Source organism: Micromonospora sp. DSM 43699 (assembly GCF_055517075.1).
Genome location: NZ_JBTMMT010000026.1, coordinates 45723 through 59911, shown reverse-complemented (window position 1 = coordinate 59911; position 14189 = coordinate 45723). Strand labels below are relative to the sequence as shown.

Here is a 14189-nt window from a genome sequence, read left to right as displayed (position 1 = left end):
GTCACCGACGACGGTGGGTGCCGGACGCAGTCCGGCCACCTCCGTCGCATCATCACGTCCGCACCCGTGCCGTCCTCCCGGCTCGCCCCTTCCCTCCCCACCCCGGCTCGCCCGCCCCATGGGCGTGAGCCCCAAGCACCCGCCCCACGGGCGTGTGCCCATGGGGCGGGGGCGGTCAGGCGCGGCGGGTGGCGAGCAGCCGGCGGGGGTTCCAGCGCAGCAGCAGGCGGCGGAGCCGGCCGGAGGCCGTCACCAGTCGCGCGGAGTTGTCGCCGAGCGAGGTGCGCCAACGCAGCAGCACCGAGGGAGGCAGCACGGCGGCGAGGAGCCGGGTACGCCGGTCGGCGCGGGCGGCGAGGGTGCCGCGTACCGTCCGCAACGCCGGGTGCAGTGGTTCGCCGGTGAGCGGATCCCGGGCGTACCGGGCGCGTTCCTCGGCCCGGCCGAGCAACCGCACCGCAGTGGCCGAGTCGGCGTCCGCGCCGATCGCCTCCCGGGCCAGCCGCTCGGCGGTCGCCCGGGGCGTCTCCGTCCGGTCGATCGGAACCCGGTAGTCGACCAGGGTGTCGAGCAGTTCGTCCCAGGCGGCGTGGGCGTCCGCCCGGGCCCGGTCCGCGTCCGCACCCAGCACCGTCATCGGGATGCTCCCGCCCGCCCCGTCGTCGGGGGCCGCGCCGGCCTGCGCCGCCACGGGTGGGCGGTGCCGGCGCTGACGCAGCGTACGCCGACGCAGGGCTGGTACGGCCAGCAGCGCGAGCAGTGCGAGCAGCCCGGCAGCCGTCCACCACGGCCAGGTCGGGGCGCGTTCGACGGGAGCGTTGGCGGTCGCGTCGAAACCCTGGTCGACGTCCCGGTCGATCTCGTCGTCGCGCTGCGGTCCGGCAGTCGCGCCCGGGTCGCCCGGGGCAGCCGGTGTGGTGGTGTCCGACGGCTCCGGGTCCGGGGCGTCGGAGTCCGGCGCCCACGCCGACCGGGTCGACCCCTGTACGCCGTACGCGGGGGTGGCGTCGAACGGCACCCAGCCGAACTGGTCGAAGTAGACCTCCGTCCAGGAGTGCAGGTTCCGGTTGGTGAGCGTGTAGGTGTCGCCGGTGGCGTTGCTGCCGTTGGTGAAGCCGAACGCCACCCGGGCGGGGATGCCGGCGACCCGTACCAACCAGGCCAGCGCCGCCGCGTACTGCTGGCAGTAGCCGGCCTTGTTGGTGAGGAAGTCGACGATCTCCTGCCCGCTGGTGCCGCCCTGGGTGCTCAACGAGTAGCGGAAGCCGTTCTCCTGGGAGAAGTAGTCGTAGATCGCCCGGACCCTGTCGTAGTCGGTGGACTTCCCCTCCACCAACCGGTCGACGAGCAGACCGACCTCCCGTACGTCCGGGGTGCGGGTCTGCTGCAGCCGGATCGGGTGCTCGGCCGGCAACGGCCGGGCCCGGCGCAGCGCCGCCGGGGTGTACGTCGAGCGCACGTACTCGAACGAGTAGCGCTTGCCACGGGAGTTGTCCCGGTTGGAGAAGACCACCCCGAGATTCTGGTCGTACGACCAGTTGCCGTTGAGCCCGTCGAAGCCGACCGGGTCGGTGTAGAGCGGCACGAAGGGCATGTTCAACGTCCGGTTGACCTCCACGGTCGCCCGGTAGGTCTGCTGCTGCACCCCCGGCCCGGCCCGGTCCGCCGGGTCGGGCAGTTCCCGGTTGACCGGCCGGCCGTTGGGCGGGCGCACCCGGAAGCCGTCCGGGCGTAGTTCGTCGGCGACGCCGAAGCGCAGGTAGAACGGGTTCTTCTCGGTGGTGGTGACCTTGACCATGTCGGCCACCTCGGACTGGTTGAGCTGCCCGCTGAGCGCTGCGAAGAGGTCGATCCGGCCGGGGCCGCCGCCCTGCCCGGCGCGTCCGTTGCCGGTGCCGTTACCGGCGGTGCTGAACTGGTCCAGCAGCCCGCCGCTCATCCCCGGTACGGCAAGCGGCAGCACCACGGCCAGCGCCACCCCGACCACCGCCAGCCGGCGGCCGGCGGCGGCCAGCGGGGAGGACTCCCAGACGTCCACGTCCCGGCCCTCGCCGGTGAACCGGCGGCCGAACCGGCGTACCCGGTCGACGTTGTCGGTGACCAGCAGCCAGAGGTAGCCGGCGGCGCCGACCACGAACGGCAACGCGGGGACACTGTCCACGTAGACCGCGACCGGCACCGAGTAGATGGCCAGCATCGGCAGCCCGGCCAGGGCCGGCCGGCGCAGCCCGACGGCGAGCACGTCGACCACGACCGCCACCGCGCCCACCCCGAGCACGCTGATGAACAGCAGCGGGGTGGTGTCGGGCACCTTCACCCCGTAGGAGCGCATGTCCTGCAACGAGCCCTGCGCCAGCTCACCGAAGTGGGCAAGCGTCCCCGGCGTGGGCAGGAAGGCGATCAGCTCGCCGCCGCCCGGGAAGAGCCAGGTCAGGGCGAGCAGGAGACCGGCGAGCATGCCCAGCACCTGACCCCAGAGCGGGGCCCGGACCAGTCGGGTGAGCGCCGCCGCGCCGGCCACCACGGCGACCGCGATGGCCGACTGGATCAGCCAGGTCCACTGCTGGAAGATCGACGACAGCGGGGCCGCGGCGAGCAGGGTCGCCACGGCGGCCACGAAGCCGAGGTTCCGGGACGCGATCACGGCGTCACCCTCTCTGTCGTCGGACACCGGCGCTGACGCGCGGCGCGGCGTGCTGGTCGCCGGTGCCGTGCCCACCGGTGTGGCCAGGGGTGCGCGAACGGTGCGGTCGCGGGACCGGCCGGCGGCTCACCGCACACCCCCGGCGACCGTCTCGGCGAGCGCCGCGCGCAGCGCGAAGCCCTGCGAACCGCGCCCGGCCTGGGGCCAGAGCGCCGGCAGTTGACCGTCGTGGTTCACCCCGATGACCCGCCAGCCGCCCTGCAACAGGGCCAACACGGCGGCGGCGTGGGCCTGTTCGGCCTCGAACCGTGCCCGCTCCGGCAGGCTGAGCCAGGTGGAGCTGTGCAGCACGAAGCCGACGCAGGTCGCGCCGCTGCCGCGCAGCCCGCTCAGCAGCTCCGCCTCGCTCGTGGTCAGCGACCCGAACAGCGCGATGATCAGGCCCCCGTCGGCGCGTTGCCGGACCCGCTGCACCAGGCTCGCGACGTCGCCTCGCTGGTCGAGCCGGACGTCGGCGAGGTGGTCGAGGAGCAGGCCGTCCCCGGTGGCCTCGGTGGCGTCGACGTCCACTCCGTCCCCGGTCACCAGGCGCAGCTTGTAGCCGGCCTGCCGCAGGTGGGTGGCGATGCTGGCGGCGGCAGAGACCGACCACTCGAAACTGGCCGTCGGGCCGTCGCCCCGGTGACCGTGCGCCCGGGTGTCCAGCAGCACGGTGGCCCGGCTCTCCCAGGGCTGCTCCTCGCGGCGCACCATCAGCTCACCGGTGCGGGCTGTCGACTTCCAGTGCACCCGGCGCAGGTCGTCGCCCATCCGGTACTCCCGGGTGGCGGTGTCGTCCTCGCCGTGCACGGCCACCGACCGGGCCCGGCTGTCGCCGCTGCCGGCGTACTCGCCGGGCAGGCGTACCGAGGGCAGCGGGGTGACCTGGGGGATCACGGTGAGCTGTTCGGTGCTGGGGAAGGCCCGGCTCAGCTCGCACAGCCCGAAGGGGTCGGTCATCCGGACCACCAACGGACCCACCTCGTACCGGCCGCGCACGTCGGCACGGACGGTGTACGCCACCGAGCTGGCCTGGTGCGCGCCGAGCCGTTCCAGCACCACCCGCGGCCGGCTGCCCAGCGCGTACGGCAGCCGGTCCTCCAGCAGCAGGGTGCCGGTGGGCAGCCGGGACATGTTCTGCAACCGCAGCACCACCCGGGAGCTGGCCCCGACCGGCACCCGGTGCGGGTCCAGCGAGCGGTTGCAGGCCAGCTTGTAGCGGGTCCGCCCGACGTACAGCGCGGCGAGCAGCGGCAGGACGCCGAGCAGCACCGCCACCCGGAGCAGGTCCCGTTCGCCGAGGATGCCGGCGGAGACCGCCGCGGCGATCGCCGCCGCCAGGAACGAACGGCCCCGGGTGGTCAGGCCACGCAGCCCGGCACGCACGTCACGGCCTCCGTGGCTCGAACGGCGGGCGGCCGTTGCCGGCGGCGGGCCGGGGCGTGTCGTACCCGGTGGGGCGCTTACGGTCCGGCGGCAGGACCAGCCGGTGCACCAGCTCGGCGACGATCGCGTCGGTGGTGCGGCGGGCCAACTGGGCGTCCGCGGTGGGGATGATCCGGTGGGCCAGCACCGGCACCGCGAGCGCCTGGAGGTCGTCGGGCAGCACGTAGTCGCGCCCCTCCAGGGCAGCCACCGCGCGGGCCGTGCGCAACAACTGGAGGGTGGCCCGGGGGGACGCGCCAAGCCGCAGGTCGGGGGCCTCCCGGGTGGCGGTGACCAGGTCGACGGCGTACTGCTTGACGGCATCGGCGACGTGCACGTTGCGGACGGTGGCGATCAGTTGGCGGACCGTGTCGGCGTCGGAGACCGGCCGCAACTCCTGGAGGGGGTCGGCGGCGCCGTGTCCGTCCAGCATGGCCAGCTCGGCCTCCGGGCCCGGGTATCCCATCGCGATCCGGGCGGTGAACCGGTCCCGCTGTGCCTCCGGGAGGGGGTACGTCCCCTCCATCTCGATCGGGTTCTGGGTGGCGATCACCATGAACGGCGTCTGGAGCTGGTAGGTGACCCCGTCGACCGTGACCTGCCGCTCCTCCATGCACTCCAGCAGGGCGGACTGGGTCTTCGGCGAGGCCCGGTTGATCTCGTCGCCGACGACCAGGTTGGCGAAGACCGCGCCCGGCCGGAACTCGAAGTCGTGCGTCTCCTGGTTGTAGACGCTGACCCCGGTGACGTCGCTGGGCAGCAGGTCGGGGGTGAACTGGATCCGCCGCACCGAGCAGTCGATGGACCGGGCGAGCGCCTTGGCCAACTTGGTCTTGCCGACCCCGGGGACGTCCTCGATCAGCAGGTGACCCTCGGCGAGCAGGACGGCCAGGGCGAGCCGCACCGTGGCTGTCTTGCCCTCGATGACCTGCTCGATGTTGGCCACGATGGCCTCGCTGGCGGCGCGGAACTCGTCGTGCGGCAGCACGCCGCCCACCTCGTCCCAGGTCTGTTGTGTCACGGGCCTTCTCCTCGTCGCGACGGCAGCTCGGTAAAGAGCACCTGGACCCGTCCTTCGGTTCGCAACGGGAAGCCTCGTCTGCCGCAGGAATCGCACTGGCCTCTCAGGCTAACCATGTTTACGGTGATCGCCGACCCCTGCCGGAAGTCAGCCGGTCACGCGGCGGATATTCGTCAGGTCGGGGGACCTGACGCGCCCGGGTGGTGACGGAAGGTGATCGGCAGGCCGGACGCGGCCCGCAGCCGGCGGATCCGACGGGGTACACTGCCGGACATGGCCGGAGTCTTCCTGCTTCTTACCGGGCCGTGCTGATGCGCTGACGCGCGACAGCACGGCGGCCCCTCCTGCGCGAGGGGCTTTTTCGTGCCCTGAGCAGGTGCCCCGGATCCGACATGACCGCGCCAAGGAGAAGCCATGACTGAGGCAGCCGCACCGGCGGGCGACATTCCCCCGTTCCGGTACACCGCGGCCCTGGCCGACGAGATCGAGCGTCGGTGGCAGGACACCTGGGCGCGGGAGGGCACCTTCCACGCCCCGAACCCGGCCGGTCCGCTTGCCGATCCGGGCCACCCGCGGGCGGGCGCGGAGAAGCTGTACGTGCTTGACATGTTCCCCTACCCGTCCGGTGCCGGGCTGCACGTCGGTCACCCGCTGGGCTACATCGGCACCGACTGTTTCGCCCGTTACCAGCGGATGGCCGGGCGCAACGTGCTGCACGCGATGGGCTTCGACGCGTTCGGCCTGCCCGCCGAGCAGTACGCGGTGCAGACCGGCACCCATCCCCGGACGACCACGGTGGCCAACATCGAGCGGTACCGGGCGCAGCTGCGCCGGCTGGGGCTGGCCCACGACGAGCGGCGCTCGGTGGCCACCATCGACACCGATTTCTACCGGTGGACCCAGTGGATCTTCCTGCAGGTCTTCAACTCCTGGTACGACTCCGACGCCGCGAGGGCCCGCCCGATCGCCGAGCTGATCGCCGAGTTCGCCGCCGGGGACCGGCCCACCCCGGACGGCCGCGCCTGGGCCGAGCTGACCGACGCCGAGCGGCGGCAGATCGTCGACGACCACCGGCTGGCGTACGTCTCGCAGGCGCCGGTGAACTGGTGCCCGGGGCTGGGCACCGTGCTGGCCAACGAGGAGGTCACCGCCGACGGCCGCTCCGACCGGGGCAACTTCCCGGTCTTCAAGCGCAACCTGAAGCAGTGGATGATGCGGATCACCGCCTACGGTGACCGGCTGCTGGACGACCTGGACACGCTGGACTGGCCCGAGTCGATCAAGCTGATGCAGCGCAACTGGATCGGCCGGTCCACCGGCGCGCACATCGACTTCGCGGCCCCGACCACTGGTTCCGGCTCTGCCGGCGAAGCCCGCATCAGAGTTTTCACCACCCGGCCGGACACCATCTTCGGCGCCACCTACCTGGTGCTGGCCCCCGAGCACGCGCTTGTCGACGCGCTGGTGCCGGGCACCTGGCCGGCCGGCACCCGGGACGCCTGGACCGGCGGGCACGCCAGCCCCCGGGCGGCCGTCGAGGCGTACCGGAAGGCGGCGGCGGCCAGGACCGACGTGGAGCGGCAGGCCGACACCAGGGAGAAGACAGGCGTCTTCGTCGGGGCGTACGCCACCCACCCGGTCACCGGCGGGCAGATCCCGATCTTCATCGCCGACTACGTGCTGGCCGGCTACGGCACCGGCGCGATCATGGCGGTGCCCGCGCAGGACGAGCGGGACTGGGCGTTCGCCGAGGTCTTCGAGCTGCCGATCGTGCGCACCGTGCAGCCCGCCGAGGGGTTCGACGGTGCGGCGTACACCGGGGACGGGCCGGCGATCAACAGCGCTGCGCCCGAGCATGGCCTGGACCTGGACGGGCTGGGGGTGGCCGAGGCCAAGGCGGCGATCATCGAGTGGTTGGAGGCCAACGGCCACGGCGTCGGGGCGGTCACCTGGCGGCTGCGGGACTGGCTGTTCTCCCGGCAGCGCTACTGGGGCGAGCCGTTCCCGATCGTGTACGACGAGACCGGGGCGGCCATCGCGCTGCCCGAGTCGATGCTGCCTGTCGAACTGCCCGAGGTGGACGACTTCTCGCCGAAGACCTTCGACCCCGACGATGCCGACAGCAACCCGGAGACCCCCCTGTCGCGGCGGCGCGACTGGGTCGAGGTGGAGCTGGACCTGGGCGACGGGCCGAAGCGGTACACCCGGGAGACCAACGTGATGCCGCAGTGGGCCGGCTCCTGCTGGTACGAGCTGCGCTACCTGGACCCGACCAACGCCGACCGGTTCGTCGACGCCGAGAACGAGCGCTACTGGATGGGGCCGCGCGCCGAGGGCGACTGCGGGGGCACCGACCTGTACGTCGGCGGGGCCGAGCACGCCGTGCTGCACCTGTTGTACGCCCGGTTCTGGCACAAGGTGCTGTACGACCTGGGGCACGTGTCGTCGTTCGAGCCGTACCGCAAGCTGTTCAACCAGGGCATGATCCAGGCGTACGCGTTCCGCGACCCCCGGGGTACGCCGGTGCCGGCGGAGGAGGTCGTCGAGGTCGACGGTCGGTGGCTGCACGGCGAGCAGGAGGTCACCCGCGAGTACGGCAAGATGGGCAAGTCGCTGCGTAACGTGGTCACCCCGGACGACATGTGCGCGGCGTACGGCGCGGACACCTTCCGGGTGTACGAGATGTCGATGGGCCCGCTGGAGGTGTCCCGCCCCTGGGACACCCGGGCGGTGGTCGGGTCGTACCGGTTCCTGCAGCGGGTCTGGCGGGCCGTGCTCGACGAACAGACCGGCACGCTGCGGGTCACCGACGCGCCCGCCGACGCCGAGACCCGCCGGCTGCTGCACCGGGTCGTCGACGGGGTCCGGGTCGACATGGAGGGCATCCGGTTCAACACCGCCATCGCCAAGCTGATCGAGCTGACCAACGCGGTGACCCGGCTGCCGGAGACCCCCCGCGAGGTGGCCGAACCGCTGGTGCTGATGCTGGCCCCGTTCGCCCCGCACGTCGCCGAGGAGCTGTGGCGCACGCTGGGCCACGACACCTCCCTGGCGTACGCGGACTTCCCGACCGCCGACCCGGCCCTGCTGCTCGCCGAGACGGTCACCTACCCGGTGCAGGTCAACGGCAAGGTCCGGGGCCGGATCGAGGTGCCCGCCGACGCGTCGCAGGAGGCCGTCCGGGCGGCGGCCCTGGAAGCGGTCGCGTCCGCGCTGGCCGGTAGGGAACCCCGCAAGGTCATAGTGGTGCCGGGCCGGTTGGTCTCGGTCGTCGCCTGACGGTGCGGCCGGGCCACCCGTCCGGTCGGGGACGCGTCGGGTCCGGGCGGCCGTCGGGCCGCCGTAGCGCAGAGTGACGACAGGTCGGATGTATGTCGACCCGGAGTGGTATGCCGGAGAGTCATATTTATGACTCTCCGGCATACCACTCGCACCGCATAGCTATCCCCGGTGCCCGGACCGGTTCTGGCGGAGGGGCCGCAGGTGGCGCATCGGTAGGCCTGTTCCGGCAGCCGCCCACCAGGTCGGTCGCACCGGTGGGCGACAACTCGGGTGACCGTTGCGACCACCAGGGCGTGGGCAATCATGGGTGCGGACAGCGTCGGGCGGCGGACAGCGGCGGGAGCATTCGGCCGGTGTCAAGAGCCCGGGTCGGTGATGACCCGCCGGCGTCGGCGTTCGGCCTGCCACCAGCGGTACGCCAGCACCGCGCTGGCGATCAGCCCGAGACTGGCCGGGGCGGCGGCGTACCAGTTGATCCGGCCGGGGGAGCTGACCGCCGCGCCGATCGCGGCGTAGCCGAAGGCGGTCGGGGCGGAGGCCAGCACGCTGCCGACCAGGAACGGCAGCACCCGCGCCCCGGTGGTGCCGTAGCCGTAGCTGACCAGTCCGAACCCGGAGATCGGCAACAGCCGTACGGTGATCACGCCGAGCACGCTCTGCCGGGCGAACCAGCCGTCCAGGCGGGCCAGCCGGCCGCGTACCCGCTCGGCGACGAACTCCCGGCCGAGCACCCGGCCGACGGCGAAGCCGAGCGCGGCGGCCAGCAGCGCCGCGCCGAGCGCGTACGTCCCGCCCTCCAGCGGGCCGAAGACGGCCCCCGCTGCGAGCGTGACGAAGGTACGCGGGACCAGCGCCACCAGCAGCAGCGCCCCGACGACGATCCCGGCGACCGGGGCGTAGCCGCCGAGGGAGTCGGCGAGCCGGGGCAGCGCGGCGACGTCGGGCCGGGGTGCCACCAGCAGCAGTACGGCGAACCCGACGAGCATCACCAGCAACAGGACGAACCGACGCGCCGACGGCTGGCCGAGCAACCGCCACCCGACGGCGATCGTTGCCGCCCGGCGGGAGGTCATGTCCGCCCGGCGGGAGGTCATGTCCGGGCGGCGGGAGGTCATGTCCGGGCGGCGGCGGCCACCGCGGCGCGGCGCTCGGTGCGCAGCCGGTCCGCCCAGGTGTCGTCCAGCGGCGGAAGCTGGTGGGTGCCGGTCGCCCAGCGCAGCAGCAGATCGGCCAGGGCCGGGTTACGGGCCAGGGCCGGACCGTGCGAGTAGGTGCCCAGCAGGCTGCCCCGCCAGGCCCCCTCGGTGACACCGTCGTTGCCGACCCCGGCGCTGACCCGGGCCAGCGGCGACACGCCGGGGCCGAGGTGGGTCCGACCGCCGTGGTTCTCGAACCCGGACAGCGCCGGCACGCCCAGCCTCGGGTCGATCTCGCCGGCCAGCTCGCCGACCGCCCGGGTCGGACCCCGGTCGGAGGAGATGTCGAGCAGCTCCAACCCGGCGCACTTGGTGCCCTTGGCGAAGAAGGAGGTGCCGAGGAGTTGGTAGCCGGCGCAGACGCCGAAGACCACCGAGCCCTGGGCGACGGCCCGGTGCAGGCCGCCGTCGGCGAGCAGCCGCTGCGCGCCGAGCGCCTGCGGGCCGTCCTCACCGCCACCGATCAGGTAGATGTCGGCGGTGGCGGGCAGCCGCTGGTCGGAGCGGACCTCCAGCACCTCGACCGGCATCCCGCGCTGCTGCGCCCGACGGGCCAGGATCAGCAGGTTGCCCCGGTCGCCGTAGGTGGAGAGCAGGTCGGGGTAGATCCAGACGATACGCAGGCTCTCAGTTGACACGGTCCAACTCCGCTCGGATGTCCTGGAAGGCGGTGTAGTTCGCGATGACCTCCAGCCGGCCCGGCGGGACCGCCCGGACCGCCTCGCCGAACGCCCGGACGTGCTGGAACGGCACGCCGTTGACGTCGAGCCGGACCGCCAGGTCGTACGCCCGGTCGCCGGTGATCAGCACCTGCCGGCCGCGCAGCGGGGCGAAGTCGACGTCGAACAGCCAGGAGGTGTCCAACCCGTCGGGGTCGCGGGCGTTGATGGAGAGCAGGGTGGGCGCCTCGTCGGCCATGTCGAACGCCTCCAGCCAGCTGGCCGGGTTCTTGGCCAGCAGCAGCCGGATGTTGCGGCCGTCCCGGTCGACCTGGGCGTAGCGGCCGGCGACCGAGGTCACCGTGTGCAGCCGGGAGACCGCGTCGACGGGGCGTACCCCGAACTCGGCGGCGACGGCGAGGGCGGTGGCCGCGTTGCCGAGGTTGACCTTGCCGGGGAGCTGGAGGGTCACCTTGTGCCAGGCCCCGGTGGGGTCGAGCACGCCGTCGTCCTCCACCGTCCACTGCGCGTCCGGGCGGCGCAGCGGGCAGCCGCTGCACCACCACTGCTCGCCGGAGCGCTGGATGGTGGAGCCGCACTCGGGGCAGACCCAGGAGTCGTCGTGCCAGCGCTGTCCGGCGCTGAACCAGGTGACGTGCGGCGGGCGGATGCCCTGCGCCGGGTCGGCCGGCGGGGTGGCCGCCCAGACCACCAGCGGGTCGTCGGCGTTGGCGACCACCCGTACGTCGGTGTGCCGGACCAGGGCGGCCCGCCAGAGCTGCGCCATCATGGCCACCTCCTTGGCCCGGTCGAGCTGGTCACGGGAGAGGTTGAGCAGGGCCACCACGTGCGGCTCGGTGGCCTCCAGCACCTGCGCGAGGTAGTGCTCGTCGACCTCCAGCACCGCGTACGGGGTGCTGCCGGCCTTGGCCAGCGCCGAGGTGTGCCCGGTGGGCATGTTGGCACCGAAGGAGTTGGTGGCGACCCGGCCGAGCACGCCGACGGCGGCGGCGCTGAGCCGGGTGGTGGTGGTCTTGCCGTTGGTGCCGGAGACCAGCGCGATGGCGCGTCCGGCCGATAGGTGGGCCAGCAGGTCCGGATCGATCTTCAGGCCGATCCAACCGCCGATCACCGAGCCGTCGCCCCGCCCGGCGGCGCGCGACAGCGCCGCGGCTGTCCGCGACACCGAGCTGGCCACCTTCGCCCGCAGGGGCATCTTCGCGTCCGTCACCCGAGCGAGGTTACCGGACCCCCGCGCCCGCCAGATCGCCGCCGACGGCGAACCGTTCGGTCGGGGTGGGCCGGGCGTCCGGTCGGTGGACGCTCCGCCGGATGGAGTCGATCGATGTCGGGTTGTGGACGCCGGGCGGGGCGCTCCGCCCCTCCACTTCCCTCCACCGCTCCTGACGTGCGGTTTTGTCCATGACGGCGACGCGCCGGGCGGGCGAATCTGGTTGCAGGTGGAGGGAAGTGGAGTAGAGTGGGGCGCATTGGTGAGGCCGGGAGGGCCCACCGGCCCGGGGGGTCAGCGGCGCCGCGAACGCCGCTCAGGGCGAGGGGGGTTGGGCCGATGTTCCTCGGCACCCACACTCCGCGCCTGGACGAAAAGGGCCGGTTGATCCTTCCGGCCAAGTTCCGGGACGAGCTGGCGGGGGGTGTCGTGATCACCAAAGGACAGGATCGCTGTCTCTACGTCTTCCCCACCCCCGAGTTCCAGCGGATCGCTGACCAGTTGCGCGCGCAGCCGATGACGAACAAGGCGGCCCGGGCCTACAGCCGGGTCTTCTTCGCCAGTGCGCACGACGAGGTTCCCGACAAGCAGGGCCGGGTCACCATCCCGGCCCACCTGCGGTCCTACGCCGCGCTCGACCGGGATCTGGTGGTGATCGGGGCGTCCACCCGGGTGGAGATCTGGGACCGGGCGGCCTGGGACACCTACCTCGCCGACAGCGAAGACGACTTCGCCGACATCGAGGAGGGGGTGCTGCCCGGCGGTCTGTAGGGCGTGGCGACGCCCGACGTACTGCGAGATCTCCAGCCGCTTTCGAGTTCCTGGCGCCCCTTCCCCGGTGCCAGGTGCACGATCTCCACTCCGGGTCGGTGAGCCGGAGCCGGAGCGGGAGCGGATGGGGATCTGGCGGTACGACGGTGCGGCATCGTCCGACGAGCAGAGCGCGACACTAAGAGCAGGTATTCCACAGTGGGGGTCGACATGGGGGAGCTACGCGGCACGCACGTGCCGGTGCTGCTCGAGCGGTGTCTCGAGCTGCTGGCCCCCGCGCTGGACCGGGGCGGCCGTACGGTCCACGTCGATGCCACGCTGGGGCTGGCCGGGCACGCAGAGGCGGTGCTGGAACGGCATCCGCGCACGGTGCTGATCGGTCTGGACCGGGACACCGAGGCCCTGGCGCACGCCCGGGTCCGGCTCGCCCGGTTCGCCGACCGGATCCACCTGGAGCACGCCGTCTACGACGAACTGCCCGAGGTGGTGAGGCGGCTGGGCTACCCGGGCATCGACGGGGTGCTGTTCGACCTGGGCGTCTCCTCGTTGCAGCTCGACGCGCCCGACCGCGGGTTCGCCTATGCCCAGGACGCGCCGCTGGACATGCGGATGGACCAGACCCGGGGGGTGACCGCCGAGGAGGTGGTCAACAGCTACTCCCACCCGGATCTGGCCCGGGTGCTGCGGGTCTACGGCGAGGAGAAGTTCGCCGGCCGGATCGCCTCGGCGATCCTGCGGGAGCGGGAGCAGGGCCGGATCACCTCGTCGGCCCGGTTGGCCGAGTTGGTCAGGGAGAGCATTCCGGCACCAGCGCGACGAACCGGGGGACATCCGGCCAAGAGAACGTTTCAGGCTTTACGGATCGAGGTAAACAGGGAACTGGCAGTGCTGGAGCAGGCGCTGCCGGCTGCCCTCGACACGCTCGACGTGGGCGGTCGCATGGTGGTCCTGTCCTACCACTCGCTGGAGGACCGGCTCACCAAGCAGGCGCTCGCCGACCGGGTCCGCAGCAAGGGCCCGATCGACCTCCCGGTGGAACTGCCCGGGTCGGGTCCGACGTTCCGGCTGCTCAGCCGGGGTGCCGAACTCGCCGGGGAGGTGGAGGTCACCGCGAACCCGCGGGCCGCATCCGTGCGGTTGCGGGCCGCGGAGCGGCTCGACCCGACCACCGGGCAGCAGGGGCGGACCGACCGCGAACGGTCCCGCCGACGGGTCAGGGCGATGCACCAACCGGGGACGGGGTCGACACCGGGTTCCACAGTGGACCAGGGGCCGACGCCGGGGGATGGCAGGACGGACGAACAGGGGGAGGGGACATGAACGTCAACAAGCGTGACGGCCGCGACGCGGTCGTCGGGCAGCGCGCACCGCGGTCGGGGGGCCGGACCACGGCGCAGCGCACGACCCGTACCGCGATGCCGGCGGACCTCGCCGGTCGGCAGGGGGAGGCACGCCGGGGGGCGCGCGAGTTCCCCACCCAGGGCAGCGCCGCGCTGCGGCCGGCCGAGCAGCCGGCCACCCGGACCACCGCCACCCGGCCGCCCCGACTGCGGGTGGCACCGCCGCCGCCGGTCCGGGTGCCCCGGGCGCCGTTCGCGGCGCTCATCGTGGTGCTGGTGGTCGGTGGGGTGCTGGGCATCCTCGCGGTCAACACGAAGATCAACGAGAACGCCTTCCGGCTCCAGCAGCTCCAGCAGCAGCAGGCCCGTCTCGACGTCGACCAGCAGCAGCTGGAGAAGCAGATCGAGGAGTACAAGGAGCCGGGCAACCTGACCGCCGAGGCCCGCAAGCTGGGCCTGGTGGAGGCGGGCGAGCCGGCGTACATCCGGCTGCCGGACGGCCGGCTGATCGGCGTGCCGCAACCGGCCGACGGCCAGCCGGCGATCACCAGCCAGCAGGGCGACGGGGGGTAGCACCCGTG

General features: G+C 73.0%; 10 protein-coding genes. 4 read left to right on the top strand and 6 right to left on the bottom strand.

Annotated features, from left to right (window positions below; all coding sequences use genetic code 11):
- Window positions 1-175 precede the first annotated feature (175 nt).
- The 3 genes from AC0AIB_RS15320 to AC0AIB_RS15310 all read right to left on the bottom strand — a co-directional run bounded on the left by AC0AIB_RS15320 (window position 176) and on the right by AC0AIB_RS15310 (window position 5129).
- Window positions 176-2644, bottom strand: coding sequence for a transglutaminase TgpA family protein (locus AC0AIB_RS15320; protein ID WP_328344380.1), 2469 nt, complete (start codon window positions 2642-2644; stop codon window positions 176-178).
- Window positions 2645-2770: 126 nt separating this feature from the next.
- Window positions 2771-4069 carry a DUF58 domain-containing protein gene (locus tag AC0AIB_RS15315; protein ID WP_328344382.1) on the bottom strand — a complete coding sequence of 433 codons (1299 nt, stop codon included), beginning with the start codon at window positions 4067-4069 and terminating at the stop codon, window positions 2771-2773.
- Window position 4070: 1 nt separating this feature from the next.
- Entirely contained in the window at window positions 4071-5129 is a 1059-nt protein-coding gene (locus AC0AIB_RS15310) for an AAA family ATPase (protein ID WP_328344384.1), read from the bottom strand.
- Window positions 5130-5543: 414 nt separating this feature from the next.
- Here AC0AIB_RS15310 and leuS point away from each other — a divergent pair, with 414 nt between their 5' ends.
- Window positions 5544-8408: a leucine--tRNA ligase gene (gene leuS, locus AC0AIB_RS15305; RefSeq protein WP_465096919.1), complete on the top strand. Its 2865-nt coding sequence runs from the start codon at window positions 5544-5546 to the stop codon at window positions 8406-8408.
- A gap of 359 nt (window positions 8409-8767) precedes the next feature.
- Here the strand turns inward: leuS and AC0AIB_RS15300 are convergent, their stop codons facing one another.
- From AC0AIB_RS15300 to AC0AIB_RS15290, 3 genes are read right to left on the bottom strand one after another with little or no spacing between them, the layout of a single operon-like run.
- Window positions 8768-9484 carry a TVP38/TMEM64 family protein gene (locus tag AC0AIB_RS15300; protein ID WP_328348713.1) on the bottom strand — a complete coding sequence of 239 codons (717 nt, stop codon included), beginning with the start codon at window positions 9482-9484 and terminating at the stop codon, window positions 8768-8770.
- Between the two features lie 38 nt (window positions 9485-9522).
- On the bottom strand, window positions 9523-10245 hold the full coding sequence (locus AC0AIB_RS15295; protein ID WP_328344388.1) for a type 1 glutamine amidotransferase: 723 nt from the start codon (window positions 10243-10245) through the stop codon (window positions 9523-9525).
- Complete coding sequence (locus AC0AIB_RS15290) at window positions 10235-11482, bottom strand: MurT ligase domain-containing protein (protein ID WP_328348714.1); 1248 nt, start codon at window positions 11480-11482, stop codon at window positions 10235-10237. Before AC0AIB_RS15290 ends, AC0AIB_RS15295 begins: the two co-directional genes overlap by 11 nt.
- A 354-nt stretch (window positions 11483-11836) precedes the next feature.
- On the opposite strand from AC0AIB_RS15290, the gene mraZ reads away from it, so the two are divergent.
- The 3 genes from mraZ to ftsL all read left to right on the top strand — a co-directional run bounded on the left by mraZ (window position 11837) and on the right by ftsL (window position 14181).
- On the top strand, window positions 11837-12268 hold the full coding sequence (gene mraZ, locus AC0AIB_RS15285; RefSeq protein ID WP_328344390.1) for a division/cell wall cluster transcriptional repressor MraZ: 432 nt from the start codon (window positions 11837-11839) through the stop codon (window positions 12266-12268).
- Between the two features lie 210 nt (window positions 12269-12478).
- Entirely contained in the window at window positions 12479-13588 is a 1110-nt protein-coding gene (gene rsmH, locus AC0AIB_RS15280) for a 16S rRNA (cytosine(1402)-N(4))-methyltransferase RsmH (protein ID WP_328344392.1), read from the top strand.
- Entirely contained in the window at window positions 13585-14181 is a 597-nt protein-coding gene (ftsL, locus tag AC0AIB_RS15275; protein WP_328344394.1) for a cell division protein FtsL, read from the top strand. The genes rsmH and ftsL overlap by 4 nt, the downstream gene beginning before the upstream one ends.
- Window positions 14182-14189 lie beyond the last annotated feature (8 nt).

Bases quoted from the DNA above. Each gene is read 5' to 3' on its own strand.
- mraZ (WP_328344390.1), top strand. From the start codon at position 11,837: ATGTTCCTCGGCACCCACACTCCGCGCCTGGACGAAAAGGGCCGGTTG.
- AC0AIB_RS15290 (WP_328348714.1), bottom strand. From the start codon at position 11,482: ATGCCCCTGCGGGCGAAGGTGGCCAGCTCGGTGTCGCGGACAGCCGCG.
- AC0AIB_RS15300 (WP_328348713.1), bottom strand. From the start codon at position 9,484: ATGACCTCCCGCCGGGCGGCAACGATCGCCGTCGGGTGGCGGTTGCTC.
- rsmH (WP_328344392.1), top strand. From the start codon at position 12,479: ATGGGGGAGCTACGCGGCACGCACGTGCCGGTGCTGCTCGAGCGGTGT.
- leuS (WP_465096919.1), top strand. From the start codon at position 5,544: ATGACTGAGGCAGCCGCACCGGCGGGCGACATTCCCCCGTTCCGGTAC.
- ftsL (WP_328344394.1), top strand. From the start codon at position 13,585: ATGAACGTCAACAAGCGTGACGGCCGCGACGCGGTCGTCGGGCAGCGC.